This is a genomic window from Lactobacillus sp. ESL0260 (assembly GCF_003692935.1).
GTDB classification, from domain to species: domain Bacteria; phylum Bacillota; class Bacilli; order Lactobacillales; family Lactobacillaceae; genus Lactobacillus; species Lactobacillus melliventris.
The window spans coordinates 1-26,510 of record NZ_REHO01000008.1; the positions used below are offsets into that span (position 1 = coordinate 1).

At 36.2% G+C, this 26,510-nt stretch carries 26 protein-coding genes; 20 read left to right on the top strand and 6 right to left on the bottom strand.

What is annotated here, in order from left to right; all coding sequences use genetic code 11:
- Positions 1–160: 160 nt before the first annotated feature.
- The gene (gene clpP, locus F5ESL0260_RS03450; protein ID WP_122025865.1) at positions 161–745 is read right to left on the bottom strand and encodes an ATP-dependent Clp endopeptidase proteolytic subunit ClpP; all 585 of its coding nucleotides are present in this window, start codon (positions 743–745) and stop codon (positions 161–163) included.
- Positions 746–904: 159 nt separating this feature from the next.
- Between clpP and F5ESL0260_RS03455 the strand changes: the two genes are divergently transcribed.
- Positions 905–2,614 carry an SH3-like domain-containing protein gene (locus tag F5ESL0260_RS03455; RefSeq protein WP_233557707.1) on the top strand — a complete coding sequence of 570 codons (1,710 nt, stop codon included), beginning with the start codon at positions 905–907 and terminating at the stop codon, positions 2,612–2,614.
- 216 nt (positions 2,615–2,830) lie between these two features.
- On the opposite strand, the gene F5ESL0260_RS03460 is transcribed toward F5ESL0260_RS03455, so the two are convergent.
- Both F5ESL0260_RS03460 and F5ESL0260_RS03465 read right to left on the bottom strand, forming a co-directional pair.
- Complete coding sequence (locus F5ESL0260_RS03460) at positions 2,831–3,277, bottom strand: Fur family transcriptional regulator (RefSeq protein WP_199700503.1); 447 nt, start codon at positions 3,275–3,277, stop codon at positions 2,831–2,833.
- Positions 3,278–3,357: 80 nt separating this feature from the next.
- Positions 3,358–4,800 carry an APC family permease gene (locus tag F5ESL0260_RS03465; protein ID WP_122025867.1) on the bottom strand — a complete coding sequence of 481 codons (1,443 nt, stop codon included), beginning with the start codon at positions 4,798–4,800 and terminating at the stop codon, positions 3,358–3,360.
- A gap of 166 nt (positions 4,801–4,966) precedes the next feature.
- On the opposite strand from F5ESL0260_RS03465, the gene F5ESL0260_RS03470 reads away from it, so the two are divergent.
- From F5ESL0260_RS03470 to F5ESL0260_RS03525, 12 genes are all read left to right on the top strand, one after another.
- Positions 4,967–6,493, top strand: coding sequence for a GW dipeptide domain-containing protein (locus tag F5ESL0260_RS03470; protein ID WP_122025868.1), 1,527 nt, complete (start codon positions 4,967–4,969; stop codon positions 6,491–6,493).
- Between the two features lie 177 nt (positions 6,494–6,670).
- Complete coding sequence (gene argF / locus F5ESL0260_RS03475; RefSeq protein ID WP_122025869.1) at positions 6,671–7,693, top strand: ornithine carbamoyltransferase; 1,023 nt, start codon at positions 6,671–6,673, stop codon at positions 7,691–7,693.
- A 431-nt stretch (positions 7,694–8,124) separates the two neighbouring features.
- Entirely contained in the window at positions 8,125–9,156 is a 1,032-nt protein-coding gene (locus F5ESL0260_RS03480) for a sugar-binding domain-containing protein (RefSeq protein ID WP_122025870.1), read from the top strand.
- A 63-nt stretch (positions 9,157–9,219) separates the two neighbouring features.
- A complete protein-coding gene (gene gap, locus F5ESL0260_RS03485; protein ID WP_110445874.1) occupies positions 9,220–10,236 on the top strand; it encodes a type I glyceraldehyde-3-phosphate dehydrogenase in 1,017 nt (338 codons plus the stop codon).
- A gap of 106 nt (positions 10,237–10,342) precedes the next feature.
- A complete protein-coding gene (pgk, locus tag F5ESL0260_RS03490) occupies positions 10,343–11,554 on the top strand; it encodes a phosphoglycerate kinase (protein WP_122025871.1) in 1,212 nt (403 codons plus the stop codon).
- 24 nt (positions 11,555–11,578) lie between these two features.
- Positions 11,579–12,334 (top strand): triose-phosphate isomerase, encoded by a 756-nt coding sequence (gene tpiA, locus F5ESL0260_RS03495; protein WP_122025872.1) that lies wholly within the window; start codon positions 11,579–11,581, stop codon positions 12,332–12,334.
- A 137-nt stretch (positions 12,335–12,471) separates the two neighbouring features.
- Positions 12,472–13,104: a hypothetical protein gene (locus F5ESL0260_RS03500; protein ID WP_122025873.1), complete on the top strand. Its 633-nt coding sequence runs from the start codon at positions 12,472–12,474 to the stop codon at positions 13,102–13,104.
- A gap of 140 nt (positions 13,105–13,244) precedes the next feature.
- Positions 13,245–13,850, top strand: a complete 606-nt coding sequence (locus F5ESL0260_RS03505; RefSeq protein ID WP_122025874.1) for a hypothetical protein — start codon at positions 13,245–13,247, stop codon at positions 13,848–13,850.
- Between the two features lie 62 nt (positions 13,851–13,912).
- Positions 13,913–14,482, top strand: coding sequence for a GDSL-type esterase/lipase family protein (locus tag F5ESL0260_RS03510; protein ID WP_122025875.1), 570 nt, complete (start codon positions 13,913–13,915; stop codon positions 14,480–14,482).
- An 87-nt stretch (positions 14,483–14,569) separates the two neighbouring features.
- Positions 14,570–15,424, top strand: coding sequence for an aldo/keto reductase (locus F5ESL0260_RS03515; RefSeq protein ID WP_122025876.1), 855 nt, complete (start codon positions 14,570–14,572; stop codon positions 15,422–15,424).
- A 13-nt stretch (positions 15,425–15,437) separates the two neighbouring features.
- Positions 15,438–15,830, top strand: coding sequence for a MerR family transcriptional regulator (locus F5ESL0260_RS03520; RefSeq protein ID WP_122025877.1), 393 nt, complete (start codon positions 15,438–15,440; stop codon positions 15,828–15,830).
- A gap of 204 nt (positions 15,831–16,034) precedes the next feature.
- Positions 16,035–17,603: an ABC transporter ATP-binding protein gene (locus F5ESL0260_RS03525; RefSeq protein ID WP_122025878.1), complete on the top strand. Its 1,569-nt coding sequence runs from the start codon at positions 16,035–16,037 to the stop codon at positions 17,601–17,603.
- A gap of 70 nt (positions 17,604–17,673) precedes the next feature.
- Here the strand turns inward: F5ESL0260_RS03525 and F5ESL0260_RS09435 are convergent, their stop codons facing one another.
- A complete protein-coding gene (locus tag F5ESL0260_RS09435; protein WP_158593805.1) occupies positions 17,674–18,195 on the bottom strand; it encodes a hypothetical protein in 522 nt (173 codons plus the stop codon).
- A gap of 10 nt (positions 18,196–18,205) precedes the next feature.
- A complete protein-coding gene (locus tag F5ESL0260_RS03530) occupies positions 18,206–19,081 on the bottom strand; it encodes a Cof-type HAD-IIB family hydrolase (protein ID WP_122025879.1) in 876 nt (291 codons plus the stop codon).
- 180 nt (positions 19,082–19,261) lie between these two features.
- On the opposite strand from F5ESL0260_RS03530, the gene F5ESL0260_RS03535 reads away from it, so the two are divergent.
- The 3 genes from F5ESL0260_RS03535 to tsaE are packed head-to-tail and all read left to right on the top strand — an operon-like array spanning position 19,262 to position 21,430.
- Positions 19,262–19,957, top strand: a complete 696-nt coding sequence (locus F5ESL0260_RS03535; protein WP_122025880.1) for a uracil-DNA glycosylase — start codon at positions 19,262–19,264, stop codon at positions 19,955–19,957.
- An 11-nt stretch (positions 19,958–19,968) separates the two neighbouring features.
- The gene (gene pta / locus F5ESL0260_RS03540; protein WP_122025881.1) at positions 19,969–20,967 is read left to right on the top strand and encodes a phosphate acetyltransferase; all 999 of its coding nucleotides are present in this window, start codon (positions 19,969–19,971) and stop codon (positions 20,965–20,967) included.
- Positions 20,957–21,430, top strand: a complete 474-nt coding sequence (gene tsaE / locus F5ESL0260_RS03545) for a tRNA (adenosine(37)-N6)-threonylcarbamoyltransferase complex ATPase subunit type 1 TsaE (RefSeq protein ID WP_122025887.1) — start codon at positions 20,957–20,959, stop codon at positions 21,428–21,430. The genes pta and tsaE overlap by 11 nt, the downstream gene beginning before the upstream one ends.
- A gap of 31 nt (positions 21,431–21,461) precedes the next feature.
- Here tsaE and F5ESL0260_RS03550 read toward each other — a convergent pair whose 3' ends face one another.
- A complete protein-coding gene (locus F5ESL0260_RS03550) occupies positions 21,462–21,995 on the bottom strand; it encodes a 3'-5' exonuclease (protein WP_122025882.1) in 534 nt (177 codons plus the stop codon).
- Between the two features lie 99 nt (positions 21,996–22,094).
- Between F5ESL0260_RS03550 and murB the strand changes: the two genes are divergently transcribed.
- The 4 genes from murB to glmM are packed head-to-tail and all read left to right on the top strand — an operon-like array spanning position 22,095 to position 26,231.
- Positions 22,095–22,994: a UDP-N-acetylmuramate dehydrogenase gene (murB, locus tag F5ESL0260_RS03555; RefSeq protein WP_122025883.1), complete on the top strand. Its 900-nt coding sequence runs from the start codon at positions 22,095–22,097 to the stop codon at positions 22,992–22,994.
- Between the two features lie 44 nt (positions 22,995–23,038).
- The gene (gene cdaA, locus F5ESL0260_RS03560) at positions 23,039–23,884 is read left to right on the top strand and encodes a diadenylate cyclase CdaA (RefSeq protein ID WP_046324641.1); all 846 of its coding nucleotides are present in this window, start codon (positions 23,039–23,041) and stop codon (positions 23,882–23,884) included.
- On the top strand, positions 23,881–24,858 hold the full coding sequence (locus tag F5ESL0260_RS03565) for a YbbR-like domain-containing protein (protein WP_122025884.1): 978 nt from the start codon (positions 23,881–23,883) through the stop codon (positions 24,856–24,858). Before cdaA ends, F5ESL0260_RS03565 begins: the two co-directional genes overlap by 4 nt.
- 20 nt (positions 24,859–24,878) lie before the next feature.
- Entirely contained in the window at positions 24,879–26,231 is a 1,353-nt protein-coding gene (gene glmM / locus F5ESL0260_RS03570; protein ID WP_122025885.1) for a phosphoglucosamine mutase, read from the top strand.
- Positions 26,232–26,510: the final 279 nt, after the last annotated feature.

Genomic DNA, 26,510 nt, shown 5'->3' on the forward strand with positions numbered 1-26,510 from the left:
TGAATTTCTTTTGTACTAAATCCTCTTTGATACAAATCTACTGCTTTTAATTTTGTTTTTAGTAAATATTTAGACATAAGAAAACCCCCGAATTGGAATCTTTGTCCAATTCCGGGGGTTAACTTCAATGATGGGTTTCTTTTTTTTCAGTTTATTGTTACTATTTCTTTTGGTTGACCATAATGTCATCGATTAAGCCATAGTCTTTAGCTTGCTGTGCGGTCATGTAATTGTCCCGCTCAGTGTCCTTTTGAATTTTTTCTAAAGGCTGACCAGTAGTTTCATGTAAGATCCGGTTAATTTTTTCACGGCTCTTTAAAATTTCATTGGCAGCAATTTGAATGTCTGTTTGCTGACCCTGTGCACCACCTAAAGGTTGATGAATCAAAACAGTTGAGTTAGGTAATGCAAAACGCTTACCTTTTGCCCCGCTAGTCAGTAAAATGGAAGCCATAGAGGCTGCCATGCCGATGGCGATAGTTGAAACATCTGATTTAATAAAGTTCATGGTATCCATGATTGCCAAACCAGAAGTAATCACACCACCTGGTGAATTAATGTAAAGAGAAATATCCTTGGTGTTGTCTTGAGCATCAAGAAATAGTAATTGTGCAATAATTGAATTGGCCATATCATCGTTAATTTCGCCACTAAGCATGATGATTCTGTCTTTCAATAAACGTGAATATATATCATATGCGCGTTCGCCACGTGCAGTTTGTTCAATAACTGTAGGTACAAGCATCTTTCTACCTCCTAAATATAATTAGCACTCTATCAAGTACAGTGCTAATTAAATCACTTACATTACCTGCTGTCAATGAAAGTGTATTAATTTTGTATTCTTTTTAATGAGGTTTTTATTATATAATTTAAAGGTAAACTAAATATTGGAGGATATATTTTGAAGCTTTATAAGAAAAAATTACCATATTTACTGACATTGGTTGTCGGATTATTAGTTTGTACCGGCTTGTCAACTACATCAGTTGCGGCAGATTCGAATAGCGCTCAACCGCCAGTTCAAGATGACAGCAACAAGTCATCAAACAACTCAACTGATGTAAATAATGATAATAATGCCAATAATGATCAAACAGGTAAGTCTGACCAAACTGGGACAGATGACACTAATACTAAAAAACCTAAGCCTAAACAAGTTGTTACTGGTTTTTCCATGATGACCAAGGTTGCAGGCAACAAGAATTATAAGGTCTGGAAAGAAGTAAATAACGGAAAAGTTAGCACGAAAGTAGCTGACGGCATTAACTTTCGTTACAGTCATATTCAATCAGACCAGTTGATTGAAACTAAAAAATACCGCTATTGGCGCATTTATGTTAATGGCAGGCAAGTAGGATATGTTAATGAACGTTACTTTGCCAGAAATCAAATTGCGGTTCCTAAGACTATATCTCTAGTGCGCAATGAGTTCTACAACTTCCCTACCAGAGATGCTATTTCTTATATAACTAACAGCATGGGTACAGTAATTGACAACAGTCAAGTAACTGTATCAAAAGATAGCATTAATTGCGGGACTCCTAAGACATATAAAGTTAAATATACTTATGGAGATGCAACTGCTACAGTTAAAATAACTGTTAGAAAGAGTAAAAAAGAAGGGGTGGTCGATGCGAATACCGTTGCCTCCTTCCCAGCGCAACCTGGTACAAATGATTATCAGGCTTGGAAAACTCATTACGGTTCATCATTAAATTATATTAGCCCTACAGAATACACGCCTGAAACCAATAAACATACTTTGACTAGTGGTGATTTGACCTTAAAGACACGGTTATATCAACCAGTCTTATTAAGTGTAGCTGATCCATCAGACGATAATATTAACCGTGTTGGTCACATTCCAGAAGGTGTTACCGTTTCTAATGGCTGGGCATATACCAGTCTTTTAAGTCACACAAATTTGGTATCTGGTCATATTGTTGGTTATGATTTGAAAACTTTAACTGATCCGTTTGATGCGCAACATTTACTTGATATGTCGCAAAAGAAGTTTAACAATTATGTTAAAAACATCAAGGTAAGTCCCTATATTCCAATTGGCCATGGTCAGGCATTGGGCGCAAGTGATAAATATATTTATGTGTTAAATAATGACAATACATTAAATGACACTAACGACTCTGAAGAATTACTTCAAATTCGTAAGAGTGATTTACAAATTAACAAGATTTGGACAATTAAAACTTGGATTGATGATGGCAAGAGTAATCGCTATTTCCAAAATGGTGTAATTGTATCAGATAAGGATATGTACACTGTTTACCATGATACTGCCAATAATTGCTATGAATATTGGGAATTCACTCGTACTGGAGATAATTGGTATCCAAAATTAGTCGGTAAAACTGATGGCAACTTTGTAAACAATAATTCACCTGTTCAAGGTTTTACCTATGACACCAAGAATAAAAACTTTTACTTAGCATTCAATGACTTAATCTTTAAGATTGGCCGCGATGGCAAATTAAAAGATACTTATTCTTTTGACACCGGTCGTGAAATTGAAGGTTTATCAGTTAGTGATAATAAATTGTATGTAAACCTTGCACAAAGAGCTGAATTATTGGTAAGCATGAATATTAAATAAAATAAATATTTTTAAATGAGAGCTGAAAAGCTCTTATTTTTTGGTTTAGGAAATGTCGTAAAAAACCTGAAAGTTATCTATTTTAGGAATTTTGCCATATTGTGATTGAGATATTTATTAAAAAAGTAACATAAAAAGACTAACCTAAATCAAATATTGAAAGTTAGTCCATAATTAGAATTTGATTGCTGTCTGAATTTTAAGATTTTGCATCTTTCAGCTCTTTTTTTCTTTGCTTTGGCAGTCAGGACAAAGGCCATAGATTTCAACGTGGCTGGATGAAGTGACAAAACCAGTTTGCTTATCTGCTTCAGTTCTCATCTGCTCTTCAATTCTCCCAAAGTCAGGATAATAAACATCGGCGATTTTACCGCACCTTTTACAAATAATATGAAAGTGTGGTTTTACAAAATAGTCATAGTGCAGAGAATCATCACCATTTTTTATTTCAGTTACGATCCCCGCGTCTACTAATTTGTTGAGATTGTTATAAACGGTTGCACGATAAGCTGGCTCATTTCCACTAATTGCTGTAAAAATTGTTGAAGCAGTGGGATGATTATGATGCACCATTAAGTATTCAAGTATTTTTAAACGCGGTTTAGTTACTTTTAAGTGATGGCTGCGTAGCAGACTTCCTGCTTCATCAGAAAAATTAGGCATGATTCTCATCTCCTCAATTAATTATAGTGTAGCATTTTTTACGTAAAAAAACCGCCTATTGCTAGGCGGTTAAGTATTATTTAGCTCATTTTTTCTTCTTGTTTTCGTCTGATTGTTGGCATAATTAAGCCAAGTAGGAATAGTACCACAGGAGTGGCAATATTTAAACAAAGTGTGAATGGATCATTTGAATACATTCCCATTAAACAACAAGCAACTGTAACGGCTAATCCCCAAATTCCGGCAGTATAGGCTAACCACTGATGCTTAGTCATTTGATAGTTATCAGTACCGTTATGGAATTTTTCATGTTGTTTACGCAAAGCTAAGTAGGCAATGAAAACCCATAAATAACGCATTGGCATCACTATCGAATTTAGTTTAACTAATTGTGCCATCACGGTTTGTGCATCAGGCATAACAGCTTGCAATGCAATGATACCACCGGAAAGAATAACAATCATCCAAATACCGTTAATGTAAGCTCCATGTTTGTTGACTTTTAATAACTTTTTCGGAATAAAGTCTTTTGCCTCTTTGCCTCCCAGAAGCATTCTCAAAGGAGCATCAATACTAATAACCAGTGCTGAAAACTGTCCGATAACATTGCACCAGGCATAAATATAGAGGAATAATCCGCCCACACCATAATATTCACCTAATTTTTGAAAAGCAATGTAAGGACCATTTGAAATGTATTCATTCAAATTGCCATTAACTACTTTAGGATCAAACATTAATGCTAAAGCAATAGTACCTAAGATGGCAGAAATCATTACCATTCCCGCTAAGCCCAACATAGCTTTCGGGAAATTTTTTGCAGGCTTTTTTAATTTGTTAACGTATGGTGAAATCTTTTCAGCTCCACCTATAGCAAATACCAAAATTGAAAGTGAAGTAAAATACTTTGTATTAAAATCTGGCATAAAGTTTTGCCAATTCCAGTTTATGCTGTTAAAACTAGCATGCGGATTAATCATCGGTGCGGCAAACATCATGATAATAAAGAGAATTGACATAATAAACATTGAAGTTCCAGCAATTGTTGATAAAGTTTTAATTACTGGAATCCCCCGGCTGGCTACCCAGCAAAAGAACAAAAATACTGCCAGTGTTGCTAGTTGCGTCCAGGCAGTTGGCAAACTATCGTACCATTTAGTATTACCAAAAATGCCCCAGGCCATGCCTCTTAAGCCAGTTGTACCTTTACTGGAAATATAAACCACATGTACTGCCCAGAATGTCCAACCGGCATAATAGGCCCATTTAGGTCCGATAGTAGCGTTAATCCAGGAAGCAACGCCACCCTCAGAGTCTTTAAATACTGATCCGAGTTCACCGACCATTAAGGCGTAAGGAATAAAGAAAAGCAGGAAAATAATGATCCAGCTGAAAATTACCTTGGTACCATCAAAGTATATGAATCCGTTAACAACGTTGCCAAAGCTCCAGACAATAGAGAAAGCCATAGTGGCAAGCGTTGTCCACATCATCTTTTTAGAATTGTTTGGTGTTTCACCCATGAAACTTCTCCCTTATATAAAAATAACAATTTTTTATTTTAACTTAAATGTTTTTAAAAATCTAATAATAAGTCACTTGAAATTAACAACAAAAATAATTATTGATATATGAATTAAAAAAGTGTAAAACTATTATTATATAATAGAAGAAGGGGTTGTAAGTTTAATGAAAAGAAAATTTAAAAGCAAGCTGCTAATTGTTGGAACAATAGCTGCAGTTAGCTTATTTGTGGGGAGTAACAGTTCATATATATCTGCCAAAAGCTATCATAAAGCAGTAACCAAGATAGCAGGTAATGGTAATTATGCAGTTTATCATTATGCTTCAAAAATGGGTCCATCTGGCAAGTTTACGTCGACTAAATATTTTAAGCACGCACAGATTCAATCTAAACAATCCATTGCCACTAAGAAAGGCAAGTTTTGGAAGATAATTGTGGACGGGCGTACGGTCGGCTGGGTTAACCAGAACTTTTTTGCCAGAAACAAGATTTCTGTAGCGCAGAACGTGAGTTTAGTACAAAACAATCAATACTCGTTTAATACTAAAGATGCCATTAATTATGTGACTAATAGTGCAGGTACTGCTGTAGATACCAGCAAGGTAACAGTTTCTAAGTCAAAGATTAACTCAGGCACTCCAGGTAAGACCACGGTTGACTATAGTTATGGCAAGGCTAAAGCAACAGTCAATGTTACTGTTCGTTCAGAAAAGAATGAGGGTATAGCAAGAGCTGATAAAAAGCCTATGAACGGGCCAAAGGAAGTCTCAACTTGGAAAGGTAGTTCCAAATCTTCTTCAAGAAACTGGAACGCAGCGCATCATTATACTTCCGAAACTAGATCTAATACATTTAAGGCTAACGGTTTAACTTTAAAAACCAAGCTGTTCCAACCTCGTTTTGTCAGTCTTGGTTACAATCAATCTGGTGATAAGATGGGACAAGTAGGTGTAATTCCTGAGGGCATTACCGTGAATGGTTCAAACTTTACAGTTGCTCTATTTAATTCAAGTAGTGCACAAAAGGGTCATTTAGTTTCTTATAATTTAAAGCATATTAATAAATTTAAGGCACAAAATTTACAAACATTGAGCTGGTCAACCTTCAAGAAATATGCTTCACATATTAAAGTTAGTCCCTATATCAAATTAGGTCATGGTCAGGCTATCGGCTCATCAGCTAATTACATTTATGTAATTGCTAATAACAACACCTCTAGCAATTCAAGTGCTTCTGAAGAAATTTTACAAATACGTAAGTCAGACATGAAGATCAATCAAATCTGGACCTTTAGAATTTCTAACTATGGTAGTCCTAGATACATTCATAATGCCACCTTTGCCGGTGACAACACAATGTACTGTTTATTTCATAATGGTGGAAACGGCTTTTATGAATACTGGAAAGTAACACGCAACGGTGATTCCTGGACTCCCGTTGAGGTAGGAGCTACTAAAGGTAACTTTGTAAGTAATGGTTCTCCAGTTCAAGGGTTTACCTACGATCAAAGTCATAACCAATTTTATATTGGATTTAATGACTATATCTTCAAGGTTGGTGAAGACGGAACTTATAAGAGCACACACCACCTTCACGTAAGACGCGAAATTGAAGGTTTGTCTGCATCTGGTAATAAACTCTACGTTGAATTTGCACAGCGCGGAGAATTAACAGCCGGTAATACATATTAAAATAATAATGTAAGTCATTGAAATATTTTTCAGTGGCTTTTTTTATTTATAGTAGAAGTTTAATGGCTAAAATAGTTAAGACTTTCTATATTTGAATGTAATTGTTTTTCAAATAAACTTAGTTTCTGTATTATGGTAGGCGATAAGAAAAGTAAAGAATACAAAAAGGAGGATTTTTTGGTTAAAAAAGACTTTATTGATACTTGTGGCTTTTCAAGAGACGAAATGCAATTTTTAGCTGCTTTAGGTATAAAAATTAAGAAAGCCATTAATCATGGTTATTACCCACCGCTATTAAGAGGTAAGAGTTTAGGGATGATTTTTGATCAGGTATCTACTAGAACGCGCTGCTCTGCTGAAACAGCAATGACTGAATTAGGAGGACATGCTTTGTATTTAGCTCCAGGGCAGATACAACTAGGAGAAAATGGTCATGAGGGTTTGGCTGATACCAGTCACGCTTTAGGCGACTTAGTCGATATTATTGGTGTGAGAACCGCTAATCATGACGATATTGTTACGATTGCCCAAAATTCGCATGCACCTGTAGTTAACTTCATGAGCGATGATGACCATCCTACTCAGGCACTGGGAGATTTGATCACCATTAAAGAATTTTTACCGCAAGGTAAAAAATTATCTGATATTAAGCTGGTCTTTGTAGGGGATGCAACGCAAATTACTGTTTCTGCATTATTTTTATGCGCTCAAATGGGAATGCAATTTGTGCAATACGGTCCTAAAGAAAAGCAATTATCTCCAAAATTATTGCGCAAAGCAGAAAAAATTGCGCAGGAAAACGGTGGCACAATTACTCTATCTGATGATGAAAAAGTCTTAGAAAATGCTGATTTTATTTACACGGATGTTTGGTATGGCCTATATGATCAAGAACTTGATCAAACAGAGTATATGAAAATATTTTATCCTAAGTACCAGGTTAACGCAGAGATGCTGGCTAAAACAAACAATTCTGCGGTTAAATTTATGCATTGTTTACCTGCAAACAGAGGGGAAGAAGTGACAGCCGCTGTGCTTAACGGTGAAAAATCAATTGTTTGGCAACAGGCTGCGAACAAAAAGACGGCAATGAGAGCAATATTTACTTATTTACTTAAAGATAAATTAGCTAAAGAAGATTTTTCGAACCAGATTGATAATGAGCTTCAAAGAGATTTAAAAAACATGCTTGAAAAGTAAAATTAAAAGAGTAGCTACTGCTAGATTGCAACAGCTACTCTTTTTAAATTAATTCAATGGGTCCCCTGAGAGTCGAACTCAGATTTTAAGAACCGGAATCTTACGTGCGATCCATTACACTAAGGACCCGAATTTGCACAACAACAAGTATAACAGAAAAGAAACAAAAATTGAATTGTTTTTTATTGATATTGACAAAAGAGCTGCAGTTTTGCATGTTTTAGTATCAATATCGACTAATTTATTAAGACTTTCTAATTGCGGCAATTTCACTTGAATTATTTTTTGAGTGTTGCTATACTGTATTTGTCGATTGAGGAATGGCTAAATTGATTATTGTCGATTTACGTTTCTCATATATTTTTAGACAATCTGGGACACCTAATGACAATAAATGGGTCAATTTGGTCCCGGAAGAAGGAGAGAAATTAATGTACTCGGAATTTCCTGTGCTTGAAGCTCTCGTTCCTGACATCTTAAAAGTTTTTCGACAAAGATATCTTGTTCTTGAGCAAATATCGCTTAATGCACCTGTAGGTCGCAGAAGCGTAGCTCAGTCTTTAGGACTATCTGAAAGAAACGTGCGAACAGAAACTGAGTATCTGTGTGATCGAGGTTTGATTGAGATTAAAAGCTTTGGCATGTTTATGACAGAGAAGGGCAAAAAGATATTGCAAGAGGCGGCACCTCTGATAGATCGGTTGTTTAACGCACGCAAAACAGAAATTGATTTAGCGCGTAAACTCGGTATCGAGCGCACAATTATTGTGCCAGGCGATAGTGATTTACAAGAACTGGTATATGAGAGAATGGGTGAAGAGCTTAATGCAGCTCTTGATTTACTGTTACCCCTAGGACATTCAATTATTACTGTTTTGGGTGGTGAAGCTCTTGCAAAATCGACTAGGAATTTGTCTAAAAGTTTAAGTAAAAATCGACAACTGGAATTTGTGCCAGGTCGTGGGGCTCTGGGTGAAAATGTTGCTATTCAAAGCAATACTATTGTGCAGAAAATGGCTGCTGAAACTGGTGGTAAATATAAAACATTGTATTTACCGGAGCAGATTTCTCAAGCAGCTTACAATTCTTTGATTCGTGAATCTACTTTTACTGACGTGCTGGAAGATATTTCTCAGACGGATGTAGTAATTCATGGAATTGGACTAGCTCACGACATGGCAAGACGCAGAGGATACGATTCAATTCGCTTATCTGAATTGCGTGAAAAAAAAGTAGTCACCGAATGTTTCGGGTGTTTCTTCGATGGCGAAGGGAAGATTGTCGACCGCGTACATCAGGTTGGTTTGCAGTTTGAGAATCTAAATAAAATACCTCACATATTTGCATTTGCTTGTGGTGGCCGCAAGGCTAAAGCAATCAGGGCTTATATGCCAAATGCTCCGCATCAAACCTGGTTAATTACTGATGAAGGAGCCTCAGAGAAGATTTTAAAGGAGAAGTAATTCTCATTTAAAATAAATTGATGTTTACAGTTCTTACATAGTTCTTAAGGAGGACTTTAGAATATGACAGTTAAAATTGGTATTAACGGCTTTGGCCGTATTGGTCGTTTGGCATTCCGTCGGATCATGGATTTAGGCGAAAAGTCAAAGGATATTGAAGTTGTTGCTATTAACGACTTGACTACCCCAGCACTTTTGGCACACTTGCTAAAATATGACTCAACTCATGGTACTTTTGACCACGAAGTTTCAGCTACTGAAGATTCAATCGTTGTAGATGGTAAGAAATACCGTGTATACGCAGAACCACAAGCTCAAAACATTCCTTGGGTTAAGAATGATGGTGTTGACTTTGTTCTTGAATGTACTGGCTTCTACACCAGCAAGGCTAAGTCACAAGCTCACCTTGACGCAGGTGCCAAGAGAGTCTTGATTTCAGCTCCTGCCGGCAATGACTTGAAGACTATTGTTTACTCAGTAAACGATGATACTTTAGATGCTAACGACAAGATCGTTTCAGCTGGTTCATGTACTACTAACTCATTAGCACCAATGGTTGACGCTTTGCAAAAAGAATTTGGCATCAAGGTAGCTACTATGACTACTATCCACGCTTACACTTCAACCCAAATGCTTTTGGATGGACCTGTTCGTGGTGGTAACATGCGTGCTGCTCGTGCTGCTGCAGTTAACATTATTCCTCACTCAACTGGTGCTGCTAAGGCTATTGGTCTTGTTGTTCCAGAATTGAACGGTAAAGTTAACGGTCACGCACAACGTGTTCCAGTTACTGATGGTTCATTAACTGAATTAGTTTCAATCCTTGACAAGAAAGTTACTGCTGACGAAGTTAACTCAGCATTGAAGAAGTACGAAAGCCCATCATTTGCTTACAACGATGACGAAATCGTTTCAAGTGATGTAGTTGGTATGACTGCTGGTTCAATCTTTGACCCAACTCAAACTATGGTAACTACTGCCGGTGACAATCAATTAGTTAAGACTGTTGCTTGGTATGACAATGAATACTCATTCACTTGCCAAATGGTTCGTACTTTGTTGAAATTTGCTACTCTTTAATCTGTAATATTTGATTACTGTTAAGTGGTGAAAGAGAAGGCGGAGGGAAATTCTTCCTTCCGCCTTTTTTTCAAAATAAAAATAATTAAATTATCGGAGGATATAGATGGCTAAATTAATTGTTTCTGACCTTGATGTAAAGGGCAAAAAGGTTTTAGTTCGCGTTGATTTTAACGTGCCAATTAAAGATGGTGTGATCGGAGATGACAACAGAATTGTTGCTGCCCTTCCTACTATTAACTACATCATTGAAAATGGTGGTAAGGCAATTTTACTCAGTCACTTGGGACGTGTAAAGTCAGATGATGATAAGAAAGAATTGTCATTAAAACCAGTTGCTGACCGTTTGAGCGAACTTTTAAAGAAACCAGTTACCTTTGTTCCAGCCAACGAAGGTAAAGAAGTTGAAGATGCCGTTGCCAAGATGCAAGACGGTGACGTTGCTGTTCTTGAAAACACTCGTTTCCAAGATATTGACAATGACTTTGGCAAGCGTGAAAGCAAAAATGATCCTAAGTTAGGTGAATACTGGGCTTCATTAGGTGACATGTATGTTAACGATGCCTTTGGTACTGCTCACAGAAGTCACGCATCTAATGTTGGTATCGCTGAAGCTATGAAGAAAGATGGCAAGCCTGTTGCTGCTGGTTTCTTAATGGAAAAGGAAATCAAGTTTTTAGGTGATGCTGTTGCTAATCCTGTACACCCATTTGTTACCATTTTGGGTGGTGCTAAGGTTTCAGACAAGATTGATGTTATTACCAACCTTATTCCAAAATCTGACCACATTTTAATTGGTGGTGGTATGGCTTATACTTTCTTAGCTGCCCAAGGTCATGAAATTGGTAAATCTTTGTTTGAACCAGATAAAGTTGACCTTGCTAAAAAATTGTTAAAAGACGCTGATGGCAAGATTGTATTACCTGTTGACAACGTTGCAGCAACAGAATTTTCAAACGATGCAGCTCGTAAAGTTGTCGGCGATGACATTCCAGAAAACATGATGGGTCTTGATATCGGTCCTAAGACTGTTGCCAAGTTCAAGGATGTTTTAAAAGATGCTAAGACTGTTGTTTGGAATGGACCAATGGGTGCCTTTGAAATGTCCAACTTTGCTGAAGGTACTCTAGAAGTTGGTAAGGCTCTTGCTGATTTAACTGATGCTACTACTATTATCGGTGGTGGTGACTCAACTGCAGCCGCTAAACAACTTGGTATCGCTCCAAAGATCACCCACATTTCAACTGGTGGTGGTGCTTCTTTGCAATACCTTGAAGGTAAGGAATTACCAGGAATTGCCTGCATTTCAGACAAGTAAACTTTAAGAAAGGACATTATTTACATGCGTACACCAATTATTGCTGGTAACTGGAAATTACATATGAATCCTAAGCAAACAACTGAATTTGTTGCTGCTGTAAAGGATAAATTGCCAGGAGCAAGTAAGGTTGAAGCACTAATTTGTGCTCCTGCCGTCGATCTTGAAAGTTTAGCGAACGCAGCTGCTGGCACAAACCTGCGCGTCGGTGCAGAAAATGCTTATTTTGAAGATGAAGGTGCCTTCACTGGTGAAACTTCACCTAAAGTTTTAAAAGAGATGGGCATGAACTATTGTATTATTGGTCACTCCGAACGCCGTGGCTATTTTCACGAAACAGATGATGACATTAACAAGAAAGCTAAGGCTTTATTTGCTAATGGCGTTACTCCAATTATTTGCTGTGGTGAATCACTTGAAACACGTGAAGCTAACAAGCAAGAAGATTGGGTAGTTAGTCAAATTAAGGCTGCACTTGCCGGTTTGTCAGCTGATCAAGTTTCAAGTTTAGTTATTGCTTATGAACCTATCTGGGCTATTGGTACCGGTAAGACTGCCAGTTCTGACCAAGCTGAAGAAATGTGCAAGACTATTCGTGATACTGTTAAAGATCTGTACAACGAAGAAACTGCTGAGAATGTTAGAATTCAATATGGTGGTTCAGTAAATCCAGGTAATGTTAAAGAATTAATGGCTAAACCTGATATTGATGGTGGTTTAGTCGGTGGTGCTTCACTTAAACCTGATTCATTCTTAGAATTAGTAAATTACCAAGATTAATTTTTAACTGTATACGATAAAATAAGTCTCTGATTTTTCAGAGACTTTTTTTGTTTAATATTTCCACTATCGCTTGCTTTTATCATAATGCGTGTCCATAATAGGGTGAAATAATTCCAATATGGGAGGTAAAGACTATGAAATTACGTAAAACAATTACTTGGTCAGTTATTTTGGCTGCCTTAGCTGCAACAAGTGGAATTAGTGTTAATCAGACGAATTTGGTTCAGGCGGCAAGTACTTCAAAAAATGCCAAAATTACTACTAATAAAACAAAATATGGCTTTAAGAGAGACTTTAAGTTTCCTAAATCGTGGCGTGGCAAATGGTATAGTAATACTCATGATAAATTAAGCAAAATGACCGTTAAAAAGAACGGTTTCAATACGCCTTGGACAGGAGAATATGTTGAACTGGTTTCAGCAGGTAAAGTAAAAGGCACCAATAAATACTTGTGGCAAATGCCTCAAAGCTGGTTTACCAAGCATGCCAAAATTTTTAAACATTTGGGTAGAGTAACAACTAATAAGATTAGCAACAAAAAATGGATTGTCTTTAGTCCAATAGATGAAAACAATATTGAAATTGGCTTCGCTTTTAGATTAAGGAATGAAAAAGTTGCTGGTAAAACTCAAAAAGTAATATTTGAAGCTAATCCTAAAACCGGTGAAATCGTTGACCAGTTCTTCCGTTCACCAAAATTAGCGCAAAAATATCAACACTATAATTTTAAGGGTGAAACTTATGCACCTTCATTTAATCAATATTAGGTAAAGTAAATATCAGATTTTAAAACTAATTCTCAATTAAGGAATTAGTTTTTTTAATAAATTGAATTACTTTATACAACCAACCAGTTTATAATTATTACTATAAATAAAAACACAATATTGTTTTACAGGAGAGAAAAATGGCTAAAAAAATTATCACTATATTTGCATTAGCAAGCTTAGCTATACCTATGACAGTGCCACTTGCAAGTGTTCAACCGAAAACAGTGCAAGCTAAGCAAACCAATAAAAACAAATATGGTTTTGCAAAACAATTTAAATTTCCCAAAACCTGGCGTGGCAAATGGTATAGCAATAACAATTTTACCCCCAATCCAATGAGTATTCATGCGTCTGCGATCAATATGCCTCTAACTAATGATTATTTTAAAGTAATAAAAGTCGGAATGGTCAAAGGCACAAAGAAATATCCTTGGGAAATGCCTTCAGCTTGGCAAGAGGAAAATCAGAGCATTTTAGCAAAATATTTACGAGTATCTAGTAAAAAAATGCATGGGAGTAAGTGGATCATACTAAGTCCGGTACAGGAAAAGACAACTAAAAACGGAAATGCTTTCACAGTTAAGACTGAAAAAATAGCTGGTAAAAAACATAAAGTTTTATTTCAAAGTAATCCAGAAGATGGTTTAGTAACTAACCAATTTTTTAAAACAAAATCTATAACAAATAAGTATAGTGCATTTGAATTTAAAGATATGAAATATAGTAAAGTTAACCCACGTTAATTATTGAAACTGTAGTCGCAACTAATTGTGATTACAGTTTTTTATCAACATTTGGAGCAAAAATGAAAATACTTTTAACAGGGGACAGCATTATTGCCCGTAAAGAAGGACTAAGAGAACCTCGTATTAATAATGCAATAAAAGCAAAAATATCAGATGTTGAGATTGTCAATACTGCAGTTTCTGGAGTAAATTCGGGAGCTTTTTATGCATTATTGCCAGATTTGATCCTAAAAGTTGAACGCTGCGATAAGTTGGTATTGCTTTTGGGAACAAACGATATAGCAAAACACAAGCGGGTACCTATCGCTCAATTTAAGAGAAACATGGCTCTCATTATATCTAGCATAATTTGTTTGTATTATCCTCAAAATGTAATTTTAATTTCCCCGCCTGCTGTTGATCAAAATAGGCAAAATAAGCGGACCAACCGTGAAATTGCTGTTTATACTGCTGAGCTGATTAAGTTAGCAGAAACCTACAATTTAAATTTTATTAATCTATTCCAAGCTATGATTGATCATGGCAATTTAACAACACTCTGTAAAGGGCAATTGGATGACGGCTTACATTTTGGAAAAGAAGGATATAACCTATTAGCAAATTTAATAGTTAAAAAACTGCAAGAATAGGAATCAAGCTCACTATTAGAAAAATCCTTGCTAAGGAGCTAACTCTAAGGTATACACTTTATTTCAAAATGATAAAGGAGTACCAAAATGATAGAAACAACACTAAATAATGGTATATCAATGCCTACTCTGGGTATAGGCGTTTTTCAAATAACTGACCTGACTATGGCTGAAAATGTAGTTGAGGATGCAATCCGAATAGGATATCGTCTAATTGACACAGCTTCATCATATGGTAATGAAGAGGCTGTAGGAAAGGCCATTAAAAACAGTGGAGTTGATAGAACCGATTTGTTTATCACCACTAAATTGTGGGTATCTGATACAGGTTATGATGCAACCAAACGGGCAATTACCACTTCTCTAAGAAAATTACAGCTTGATTATTTAGATCTGTATCTAATACACCAGCCTTATGGTGATGTTTATGGTTCCTGGCGTGCAATGGAAGAAGCATATAAGGCCGGAATTATCAGAGCAATTGGAGTTTCTAATTTTTCACCAGACCGTGTTCTCGATTTAAGTTTGTATAATGATATCCGTCCTGTTGTTGACCAAATTGAAATTAATCCTTGGATGCAAGAAGCAAAAGAAGTTTCTTTCCTCCAAGAAAATAAAATTCAACCCGAAGCTTGGGCACCTTTCGCGGAAGGAAAGCATCATATGTTTACTAATTCACTAATTAGGCAAATAGCTGCAGATCATCATAAAACAACTGGTCAAGTTATCTTACGCTGGTTAGTTCAAAGAGGAATAGTAGTCATTCCAAAATCAATTCATCACGATCGCTTGATAGAAAACAGTAAAATTTTTGACTTTGAATTAAATCAAGCAGAAATGGCACAAATAAAAAATCTGGATAAAAATGAAAGTCAGTTTTTTGGTCATCGTGATCCAGCATCAGTGAAAAATATTCATGATTTAATTAGAAACGTAGATTAAAGGAAAACGAATTTTGACAATAAACGAAATCAGTAAAAAATTTAGCTTATCTAAAGATACCTTACGTTACTGGGAAAAAGAAAAGCTGATACCTACTGTTAAAAGAGACAAAAATGGCTATCGCGTGTATGACACAAAAGAACAAAACTGGGTTTTTTACATTATGGTTTTACGTAAAGCAGGTATGTCTATCAAAAAATTAAAAAAGTTTGTCAATTTATATATGAAAGACTCTTCAACTGCAGAAATACGGAAACATTTGCTAATTGTGCAACGAAGCCAGCTGAATAAGGAAATTATAAATATTAAAAAAACAGTTAATTATCTTGATTATAAAATTGATCATTTTGATGATCAATTGTTAAGTTTTAAAAAAGAAAAACTGGCATATGAAAAACGCATTTAAGCCTCGCCACGATAAACGCTCTTAAAACTAATTAGTAATTTTAGGAGTGTTTTTATTATTGATTAGAAGTTAAATTTGGAACAATTACAATTATATCTTGTTTAGCATAATTTAATTTGTTAATATTACTAATAAATTAAAAAATAATTAAAGCTTTTGCTGAAATTATTTTACTGCCATGTGAACTAATAAAGGAGGGCCAAAATGTATCATTATCTCAAAAAACATGCATTTGCAGTTATAACATCTTGTCTATTACTTTTAGTAAATTCTGTATTGCAAGTTTTGGCTGCTACCAAAATGGCCGTACTGGCAAATTATTTAATTGCCGGCAAAATTAGGCCTTTTGTTAGCATGTTGGTAGTGATCTTTTTACTTTGGTTTCTCACGTTTCTTATTTCTTTTCTGGAAAGTTATATTCAAGAAACAGTTATACAAGATATTCTTAGCAATATTCGCAATGACATTGTTACTAGTCTAATTAAACTTTCTCAAAATGAATTTAAACAAAATCCAGTGGATTATTATGAGTCTTACCTGCAAAATGATGTCAATTTAATTCAAAAAGAAGGTCTGAATACCTTTTTTCTAATAGTACGTTTTAGTGGTAATGCAATTTTTGCGTTAATAGCTTTATACCTTTATAGCAATATTCTATTTCTTGCAGCTATTTTATTAGTTTTAGTGATTATATTACTCCCGCGTTTCTGCAAAAGATTTCTGACAGCAGGGGTTACTAAAATTTCTCAGGCTAACGAAAATTTTTTAAAATTTACTAGTAGCGGTTTACACGGCTATGATACTTTATACGCTTTTAACGCTTTGGGTGAAATCAAGAAGTTAGTCGCGACGGGATCACAAAGTTTAAAGCAGGCAAATGTACATAACACTGTCAGACGTTCCGCTGTGGATATTATTACAGGTGTAATCAATATTGGTAGTCAACTTCTTATTCTAGGTATTACAGGACTTCTTCATTTTCAAGGAAAAATTAGTGCAGGTGCTATTTTGTCCACTGCTGAATTAGCTACTAAGGTTTTTGACTCTGCCGGAATTATTAATCGTTACTTTGCACAATTGCTTTCTACTTCCAGTATTTTTGCTAAATTTAATGAGCTGAAAGGACAAGAGGAAAGTGAAAATGACAATTTTGTTAAAACTAATTTTTCAATGGAGTTTCAGTCACTGGAATTTAAAAATGTCACCTTTTCATATCCTAATGCAAAAGAAAAAATTCTGCATAATTTTTCTTATGTCTTTAAAAAAGGTAATTTTTATAAATTAAATGGGATTTCTGGCCGGGGTAAATCCACGTTACTTAAATTGGCAACGGGTCAACTTACTCCTACTAAAGGCGAAATTTTACTAAATGGGATCAATATTACTGTTATACCCCGTAACGTAATAAACTCAATAATTATCTATTTGCCCCAGACAGTGACAGTGTTTCCTCGCAGTATTAATTATAATATCTTGCTGGGACGAAACTATAATAAAGCAAGTCTAGATAGGGTAAAACAAGATTTTGAAGTTAATGAAAATTGGCATTATGATTCCTTATCTGGCGGTCAAACTCAACGTATTGCGTTAGCTAGACTAATCGATACTAAGGGTAAATTAATTTTACTGGATGAGAGCTTTTCCAGTATTGACCTGAAAACAGCACAAGATTTATTGCAAAAATTATTAAATAGGGTGGAAAGCGTAATTGTTGTTTCACATCGAAGTGCAAAAGTCGCTAACTTTTCCTTCAAAAATTTGCTATTAAAATAATATTTTGTAAACTAGCCTAAAAAAAGCGTTACTAGCAGTTTAGCTAAGCTATCATGCAAGTAGCGCCTTTTTAATTAAAATTAACATTATATTTACGACCAACTGGTGGAAAAGTTGGCAGTCGTAGCGGAGTAGTGTGCCATTGAGTAAAAAGCGTGGCGCATAATAATATAAAGGGTACGTCTTCAGGACGATCAATATCGCAAATTAAAACGACACCCTCATTGCGAACAACAGTCTTAACAGTAGCAACTTTTTTTAGCCCAAAAAGAAATTTATAACTTCCTTTTTTTATACTGCCAGTAACTATGTAGTTTAAACGAGTAACATAGAAAAGGTTAGCTACCTTATTGTTTAACCTTTTAACTTTGACCAAAGAATGATTAACCACATCAATGGTGTAAGAAGAGATAATGCCATTACCATCAGTGTACAGCCGTCCTATTTCTTTGCCGGTAAACCTTTTTAAGTACAGGGTATGATTAGGATTATCTAAATTACCTTGAATAATATATTCAATTTGATCTTCTTCATTTGCGACAGGTATTTGACCATATTCTTGTTTCTGAGTTAATTCCAATAAGTAGCGCATTTAAGCACCTCTATTCTTTTGCGTTATTCTTAATAAATTTCCTTAAAATATAAGCAACTCCATTATCATTGTTTGATTTAGTCCGGACTTGTGCTAATTTCTTAATAGCGGGTACTGCATTTGCCATAGCTACTCCTACGCCGGCATCCCTAATCATACTGGCATCATTGAGATTATCCCCAATTGCGGCTACTTCCTCTCTTTTAATACCCTTTTTTCTGGCATAATCTAAAAGGGCAGGTCCTTTCTGCGCTTTAATATCATTAATCTCAATGTTAGCTGCAGAGCTTGATGTCACAACAACACCGTCTACACCCTTGATTTCTTTTTTAACTTTGGTAAAAGCAGCAGGTCCGTGTGCATCAAAGGCAATTATTTTCATAATTTCGGTTTTAGGGTTAGTTAACAATTTGTCAAAGTTTTTTTCCAAGGTCATGCTAAACATAGCATTACTACCAGCCGCTGTTGCAACTGCTTTTTTAAAAGTTACTCCTGGATTCAGAGTCATTAGTGCACGAGCCAAGTTAACCACACGTTTACTGATATCACTTGAATATATTTGTTCAGCGGTAACCAATTCAAAATAAATATTGTTTTGTTCAAGAATGTTTGCGATTATACGTGCCTTCTCATTAGGCAATTTATGCTTAATCTGCAAATCATCATTCGCGTCATATACTAATGCACCATTGATATTAATAAAACCCGTTTTTAAACCATAATCTCTAATAGTTTTCCGTGATTGCCGTGGTGCACGCCCCGTAGCTACTAAAAATTCAATTCCATTTCTTTGTGCTGCGCGAATTGCAGACACGTTTTCGTCTGAAATTCTTATATCGCTGTTAAACAGGGTTCCGTCTAAATCACAAGCTACTAATTTAATCACAGATAATTAACTCCTCCTAGTTACAGATCATTTCTTTATCTACCATATTACCATATATGAAGAAATTCTTACTTTATAATTTTAGATGATAAAAAGAGCTAAAATGTATTAAATTTCACCACATCGATAATTAATTTCATGATACCATAAAAGTTAGTGAAAGAGAGGCCTGTTGAAGTAATGAAAAAGTTTATTGGTAACGACTGGGATGAAATATTGGCTCCCATTTTCGCAAGCAAAGAATATCAGCAATTACATGAATTTTTAAAAACAGAATATGCTACAAAGAAAATTTATCCTGATATGTATCATATTTTTACTGCTTTCAAACTAACCTCGTTTGCAAATACAAAAGTTGTGATTTTAGGACAAGATCCATATCACAATCCTGGTCAGGCAACTGGAATGAGTTTTGCGGTTAATCCGGGAGTGAAATTGCCTCCTTCCCTTCAAAATATTTATAAAGAATTATATGATGATGTTGGTTGCCGTCCAGTTAATCACGGCTACTTAAAGAAATGGGCAGATCAGGGAGTATTATTGTTAAATGCTGTTTTGACAGTTCCTTATGGTCATGCTAATGGTCATCAGGGAAAGGGTTGGGAAGCTGTGACCGATGCCGCAATTAAAGCTTTGAGCGATCGTGGTAAAGTAGTCTTTATTTTGTGGGGGCGCTTTGCTCAAAACAAAATCGTTTTAATTGACCAAGACAAAAATTTTGTGATTAAATCAGCTCATCCAAGTCCGTATTCAGCTGATAGGGGATTTTTTGGTTCAAGACCATTTTCACGGTGTAATGAAGCGTTGAAAAATTTCGAAGAAACCCCAATTGATTGGCAATTACCCACAAAGGTTACACAAGCAGATTTAGCATAGGTAGGAGATAAATGAGCGTTTTTGATCTATTAAAAAATAAGGTGCAAAATTCGAAAAAAGTATATCAAATAGTTTTTCCGGAGGGGAACGACAGGCGTATTTTAAATGCAGCCAGTCAGTTATCCCTGGCAAATATTATCAAGCCTATTTTATTAGGTAATACTGAAAAAATAACCAATATAATCCGCAAAAACAATTTAGATTTTAACGAATTAGCAATAGTTGATCCGATTCACTATAAAAGCAAAAAAGCGATGGTCCAGAGCTTTGTAAAGGCACGTAGAAAAAATGTCCCGCAGGCTGATATTGCTGAAATATTAAATGAGCCCAATTATTTTGGTACTATGTTAGTGGAAATGGGTCTGGCCGATGGCATGGTATCTGGAGCAACTCATTCAACCGCTGAAACGGTTAGACCTGCTCTACAATTGATTCATACAACTGAAGGGATGAAGCGCGTTTCTGGCAGTTTCATTATGGAACGCCAAGATGAGAAATATATTTTTGCAGACTGTGCTATCAATTTAGAGCCAGATAGTGAAACATTGGCGGAAATTGCATACCAATCAGTTCAAACCGCCAAAATGATTGATATTAATCCTAAAGTTGCATTTTTGAGTTTTTCAACTAAAGGCTCAGCTAAAGGAAATATGGTTACCAAAGTTAAGAAAGCTGCTGAAATTTTTCATAAAGAACATCCTGAAATTCCAGCAGATGGCGAACTGCAATTCGATGCCGCTTTTGTGCCGGCTGTGGCGGCACAAAAGGCTCCTGCTTCCGCAATAAAGGGCCAAGCAAATATCTTCATATTTCCTGAACTGCAATCTGGTAATATTTCCTATAAAATTGCTCAGCGTTTGGGCAATTTTGCAGCTATTGGTCCTATTTTGCAGGGATTACAGAAACCTGTTAACGACCTGTCACGCGGTGCCAGTACACAGGACGTTTATAATATCGCAATTTTAACTGCTGCGCAGGCGTTATTAAGGGATGAAAGCAATGAAGCTTAGTATTGATTCTGCTCAGAAAATGCAGGAGCTTGGTGCAGCTATTGCTCAGACTGCCCAGGCACATGACTTATTATTGCTAAATGGCGATCTCGGTGCTGGCAAAACGACTTTGACTCAGGGGATTGGCAGAGCACTCGGAATTAAACGACCAGTAAAAAGTCCCACGTTTACTATTGTGAGGGAATATCCTGAAGCCAAGCTGCCATTATTTCATATGGATTTTTATCGCTTAGAAAATGATGATTTATCTTCCATCGATTTGACTAACTATTTGTCTGAACCGGGAATAGTTGTAATTGAATGGCCAGACGTAATTCAAAAAGAACTTCCTGAGCAATTTTTACAACTGACCATTAAAAGAGTAGATGATAGCTGGTCTTCAACTAAACGAGTAGTTGAATTTGAGGCAAAGGGTGAAAGATATAAACAATGGGTCAAAAATATTTTGCGGCTTCTAACTTAAAAAGTAGGGTTTTTAAGCCCTGCTTTTTTGCTTATATTTGGTAGACCAAACCTTTAAGAGCTTCATCTCCATACTTTTCATTTTGCGCTATCAAAATACCTGCACAGGCTTCACTATCGCTAAGAGCATTATGATGGTGCCATAATTCCACATTAAGAGCTTTAGAAACTGTATCCAGTTTGTGATTAGGTAGCTTGGGTTCAAATAATTTGCTGGTCTGCAAGGTATCGATGACGAAATAATGCGGTTCAGGAATATCATAGCGAGCTAAGCTTTGACGCATTACATTAGTATCGAACCGAGCATTATGCGCTGTAACCAACATCCCAGGCTGATAAAGTGCCTTAATTTTAGGCCAGACTTCAACCATAGTCGGGGCATCCTTAACGTCTTCTGCAGTGATATCGTGGATTTGAATATTGCGTGCATCAAAAGGCATTTGCGGATTAATTACCGTATAAAAGCGATCTACAATTTGGTTGTTGCGAACCATTACCAAGGCCAAAGAGCAGGCACTTTCAGGGTGTCTGTTGGCTGTTTCGAAATCCATCGCAATAAAATTCATGTTATCTCCTTTAAATTTTAATTTTAGTATAACATATGATGAAGCTCTTAACTGAATGAGGTAAAATAGAAAAAGATTAGATAAAAGGGGATTTTGGTTTTGAAGTTATCAGATTTAACCAAAAAAGGTTTAGAAATAAAAAAACAGGTTCCACTTAGTAAATACACATTTACGAAAACAGGAGGTCCAGCTGAATTCCTTGCTTTTCCTCACAGTGAAAGTGAATTAAGAGATTTAGTCCTTGCTGCTTATGATAACCCGATTCCCTTAACTGTAATAGGCAATGCTTCTAACTTAATAATACGTGATGGCGGTATTTCAGGTTTGGTTTTAATTTTGACCGCGATGAACCAAATTAAGGTTGAAGGTAATCAAGTTGTTGCTCAAGCAGGAGCCACTATTGTGGATACGGCTTTTACAGCTGCACATCATGGCCTAAGTGGGTTAGAATTCGCAGCTGGGATACCAGGAAGTGTTGGTGGTGCAGTTTTCATGAACGCTGGTGCTTATGGAGGTGAAACTAGTAACGTTATTCAAAGTGTCAAGGTGATGACGCGGAAGGGAAAAATAAAGCAATATTCTTTGTCTGAAATGAATTTTTCTTATAGACATTCATTAGTCCAGGATAATGGTGATATCGTTATAGGGGCTGTTTTTGCATTAAAAAGATCTGCCAAAAGTCGTATTTTAGCAGATATGAATTATCTTAATGCTTTGCGTAAATATAAACAGCCGCTTGAATACCCCTCATGTGGCAGTGTTTTTAAACGACCGGCCGGTCACTATGTTGGTCCAATGATTATTAAGGCAGGATTACAAGGTAAGCAAATTGGTGGCGCTCAAGATTCCACCAAGCACGCCGGATTTATTGTAAATAAGGGTAATGCTACTGCGACTGATTACCTCAATTTAATTCATCTGATACAGGCAAAAATTAAGTCTCAATTTGGTTTGGATTTACAAACTGAAGTTAGAATAATTGGCGAACCTGATGAATAAACTGCTACAATTATTATGTTCACACATTAGAGAAAGGAGTATTTATGCAAACTAGCGGAGCACATATTTTTACTTGGGGCAACTTATCTACGATTCTTGATGTCCTGATTATCTGGTTTGTAGTTTATCACTTAGTTATTTTAATCAGGGGAACTAAGGCTGTCCAACTAGCCAAGGGAATTGTGCTGATTTTTATCGTGCGTATTATTGCAGGGATACTGCAACTACATACCACGACTTGGCTGATTGACCAAATTGTTTCTTGGTCTGTAGTTGGAATTATCGTGATTTTTCAACCAGAAATTAGACGTGGTCTCGAACATTTAGGACGCCTGCCAATTTTTGGCGGTCGCGAGGACAGTGCTCGAAGCGAATCAATTAAGTTTATTAATGAAATTGACAAAGCTATTCAATATATGTCAAAAAGAAGAATTGGGGCACTCATTACTATCCAGCAAGAAACTGGCCTGGAAGATTATATTGAAACTGGGATCAAGCTTAACGCCGATGTTACAGGAGAATTATTAATTAACATTTTTATTCCTAATACTCCATTACACGATGGTGCCGTGATTATTAACAAGGATCACAAAATTGCAGTGGCAGCAGCTTATTTACCACTTTCAGATAATAGTATGATTCCTAAAAGATTGGGAACCCGTCACCGGGCTGCTGTAGGTATTTCCGAAGTGACAGATGCAATTACCGTCGTTGTGTCGGAGGAAACAGGTGGGGTAACAATTACCCGTAACGGTCGCTTTATGGTCGATATGACTCGGGATGAATATCTAAAATATCTTACTGCTGAATTGGTACCAAAGAAAAATGATAATGATAAATGGTATCAAAAAATTATCCGTAAAATATGGAAATGGGGTGCTGACCGATGAAAGAGTTTTGGAAAAAATCTTGGTTTATCAGGCTGGTTTCCCTTTTAATTGCAGTTTTATTAGTTATTTATGTCAATTCCACCCAAGAAGGATTTTTATCTCAGGGACAAACTGAAAAGACAAAGCAAACTGCTAATAAGACTGAAACTATCAAAGTACCTTTGCAGGTTTCAGTTGATACGGATAAGTATTACGTTGTAGGCTATCCCGAAAGAGTTAGTGTTACTTTGGAAGGGTCTACGGCACTTGTTACTTCTACGATCAATACCCAAAATTTTAGAGCTTACATTGACTTGACGAAAAAAAGCATTGGTAAGCATAATGTCAAAATTCATATTAATGGCATTAATAAGCAAATTTCTTATTCAGTCAAGCCGCGAAATATTACTGTTGACATTCAGCGACGTAAGTCAACTACAATGCCTGTACAAATAGAGTATAATAAGGGTGCTGTAGCCCCTGGTTATCAGAGAGGTCATTCCAGTGTTTATCCACAACAGGTGGAGGTAACTGGGGCGCGCTCAGAAGTTGATCAAATCGATCAGATTGTTGCCAGGGTGGTTTTACCTAATGGTATTGATCACACTTATGAGCGCCAGGTAAACCTGATTGCAGTAGATAATAAGGGCAGACAGTTGAATGTAATAATTGATCCTGCAACTGCTAAAGTAACAATACCTATCACAACGGCTAAAAAAGTAGTAAAAGTTCAGCTTGAGCCTGAACATGAAAAAACAAATAAAATTTATTCACTGACTGCTAAAACCAAATATGTAACTTTATATGGCAATGAAGATGCTCTGGCTAAAGTTAAGCACTTGAAAGTTCCCGTCGATTTAGGTTCTGTTAATGTTTCTGCTACTAAAACTATTACTTTCAATTTACCTGACGGTGTAGTTAAATCAAATCCAAGGCAAATCAATGTTGATATAAAGGTAGAAAATACAAAAGACACACAAAATGTTGATAAATAAGAAAGAAAGGTTGTTTAGTAATGTTAAAATATTTTGGCACTGATGGTGTTCGTGGGGTGGCTAATCAAGATTTATCTCCTGAATTGGCATTTAAACTAGGACGAGACGGTGGTTACGTCTTAACTAAAAACAAGTCTAAAGAAGAACAGGCCAAAGTTTTGGTTTCTCGTGATACCAGGATTTCTGGCCAGATGTTGGAATATGCCTTAATATCGGGACTTCTTTCTGTTGGAATTGAGGTCTTGGAGGTAGGTGTAATTACTACACCGGGATTATCGTATCTAGTTCGTGCTCAAGGCGCTGATGCAGGTGTTCAAATCTCTGCTTCCCATAATCCTGTGGAAGACAATGGTATTAAGTTCTTTGGCAGCGATGGTTTGAAATTGTCGGACGAAATGGAAGGCGAAATTGAAAAATTGATTGATGCTCCTGAAGATAGTTTACCTCGACCTTCTGCCAAAGGATTGGGTTCTGTTACCGATTTTCATGAAGGTAGTGCCAAATATTTACAGTTTATTGAAAATACTATTCCCGAAGACCTTAGTGGCATTAAGGTTGTGATTGATGGTGCTAATGGTGCTGCCAGCAGCCTAATTTCACGGTTATTTGCTGATTGCGGTGTTGACTTCACTACTATTGCCATTCATCCCGATGGTCTTAACATTAATGATCACGTTGGAGCCACTCATACTGAAAAACTGCAGGAAGAAGTAGTGAAACAGGGTGCACAACTTGGTCTTGCATTTGACGGTGATGCTGATCGTTGTATCGCTGTCGATGAAAATGGTCATGAGGTTGATGGCGACCACATTATGTATATACTCGGCAGCTATATGGAAGATGGTGGTCGTTTGAAAAAAGATACAATCGTTACCACTGTAATGAGTAATCTGGGATTTACTAAAGCGTTGCAAAGACGTGGTATTAAAAATGTTCGGACTCAAGTGGGCGACCGTTATGTTTCAGAAGAAATGCGAGCAAACGGTTATAATTTAGGCGGAGAGCAGTCAGGTCACGTGATTATGAGTGATTATCATAATACAGGTGACGGAATGTTGACAGGTTTACATTTGATGTTAGTGATGAAAAGAACTGGCAAAACTCTAACTGAGTTACTAACTGATTTTAAAGAATATCCACAGTGTCTGGTAAACGTTCCGGTAAAAGATAAAAAATCCTGGAAAGAGCATCAACCTATTTTAGATGTCATCAAAGAGGTTGAAAATGATATGGGTGACGATGGTAGAGTATTAGTGCGACCTTCCGGAACACAGTCACTTTTGCGTGTAATGGCTGAAGGACCAACCCAAGAGGAAACTGATGCCTATGTGAAGAGAATAACTGATATAGTTGAAAAGGAAATGGGCGTGTAAGTAAAATAAACCCATTGCATTTTTGAGCTAAAAAGCAGGTAAATAATAATAAGACCCCAAAATTGACTTCAATTTTGGGGTCTTATTATACAAACTTTACTCAAAAATATTTGTATTATTCTTTTACATCTTTTTCTATGTTGGCTGGCGTAACATCAGCTGCTGTATTCACTGGCTTTAAATGTTTACCAAAAATATATTTAGCAGTAGAAACCTTTACAAAATTACAGTTTAACACTGATGAAGGTGAATCTAAAACTTCATAAAACAGCTCTGCTT

Excerpts from the sequence above, each read along its gene's own strand:
- cdaA (WP_046324641.1), top strand. The coding sequence starts at position 23,039 with ATGCAAACTAGCGGAGCACATATTTTTACTTGGGGCAACTTATCTACG.
- F5ESL0260_RS03465 (WP_122025867.1), bottom strand. The coding sequence starts at position 4,800 with ATGGGTGAAACACCAAACAATTCTAAAAAGATGATGTGGACAACGCTT.
- F5ESL0260_RS03525 (WP_122025878.1), top strand. The coding sequence starts at position 16,035 with ATGTATCATTATCTCAAAAAACATGCATTTGCAGTTATAACATCTTGT.
- pgk (WP_122025871.1), top strand. The coding sequence starts at position 10,343 with ATGGCTAAATTAATTGTTTCTGACCTTGATGTAAAGGGCAAAAAGGTT.
- glmM (WP_122025885.1), top strand. The coding sequence starts at position 24,879 with ATGTTAAAATATTTTGGCACTGATGGTGTTCGTGGGGTGGCTAATCAA.
- F5ESL0260_RS03550 (WP_122025882.1), bottom strand. The coding sequence starts at position 21,995 with ATGAATTTTATTGCGATGGATTTCGAAACAGCCAACAGACACCCTGAA.
- F5ESL0260_RS03565 (WP_122025884.1), top strand. The coding sequence starts at position 23,881 with ATGAAAGAGTTTTGGAAAAAATCTTGGTTTATCAGGCTGGTTTCCCTT.
- F5ESL0260_RS03460 (WP_199700503.1), bottom strand. The coding sequence starts at position 3,277 with ATGCCTAATTTTTCTGATGAAGCAGGAAGTCTGCTACGCAGCCATCAC.
- F5ESL0260_RS09435 (WP_158593805.1), bottom strand. The coding sequence starts at position 18,195 with ATGCGCTACTTATTGGAATTAACTCAGAAACAAGAATATGGTCAAATA.
- tpiA (WP_122025872.1), top strand. The coding sequence starts at position 11,579 with ATGCGTACACCAATTATTGCTGGTAACTGGAAATTACATATGAATCCT.
- F5ESL0260_RS03535 (WP_122025880.1), top strand. The coding sequence starts at position 19,262 with ATGAAAAAGTTTATTGGTAACGACTGGGATGAAATATTGGCTCCCATT.
- clpP (WP_122025865.1), bottom strand. The coding sequence starts at position 745 with ATGCTTGTACCTACAGTTATTGAACAAACTGCACGTGGCGAACGCGCA.
- F5ESL0260_RS03480 (WP_122025870.1), top strand. The coding sequence starts at position 8,125 with ATGTACTCGGAATTTCCTGTGCTTGAAGCTCTCGTTCCTGACATCTTA.
- F5ESL0260_RS03470 (WP_122025868.1), top strand. The coding sequence starts at position 4,967 with ATGAAAAGAAAATTTAAAAGCAAGCTGCTAATTGTTGGAACAATAGCT.
- tsaE (WP_122025887.1), top strand. The coding sequence starts at position 20,957 with ATGAAGCTTAGTATTGATTCTGCTCAGAAAATGCAGGAGCTTGGTGCA.
- pta (WP_122025881.1), top strand. The coding sequence starts at position 19,969 with ATGAGCGTTTTTGATCTATTAAAAAATAAGGTGCAAAATTCGAAAAAA.
- F5ESL0260_RS03500 (WP_122025873.1), top strand. The coding sequence starts at position 12,472 with ATGAAATTACGTAAAACAATTACTTGGTCAGTTATTTTGGCTGCCTTA.
- gap (WP_110445874.1), top strand. The coding sequence starts at position 9,220 with ATGACAGTTAAAATTGGTATTAACGGCTTTGGCCGTATTGGTCGTTTG.
- F5ESL0260_RS03515 (WP_122025876.1), top strand. The coding sequence starts at position 14,570 with ATGATAGAAACAACACTAAATAATGGTATATCAATGCCTACTCTGGGT.
- F5ESL0260_RS03505 (WP_122025874.1), top strand. The coding sequence starts at position 13,245 with ATGGCTAAAAAAATTATCACTATATTTGCATTAGCAAGCTTAGCTATA.
- F5ESL0260_RS03510 (WP_122025875.1), top strand. The coding sequence starts at position 13,913 with ATGAAAATACTTTTAACAGGGGACAGCATTATTGCCCGTAAAGAAGGA.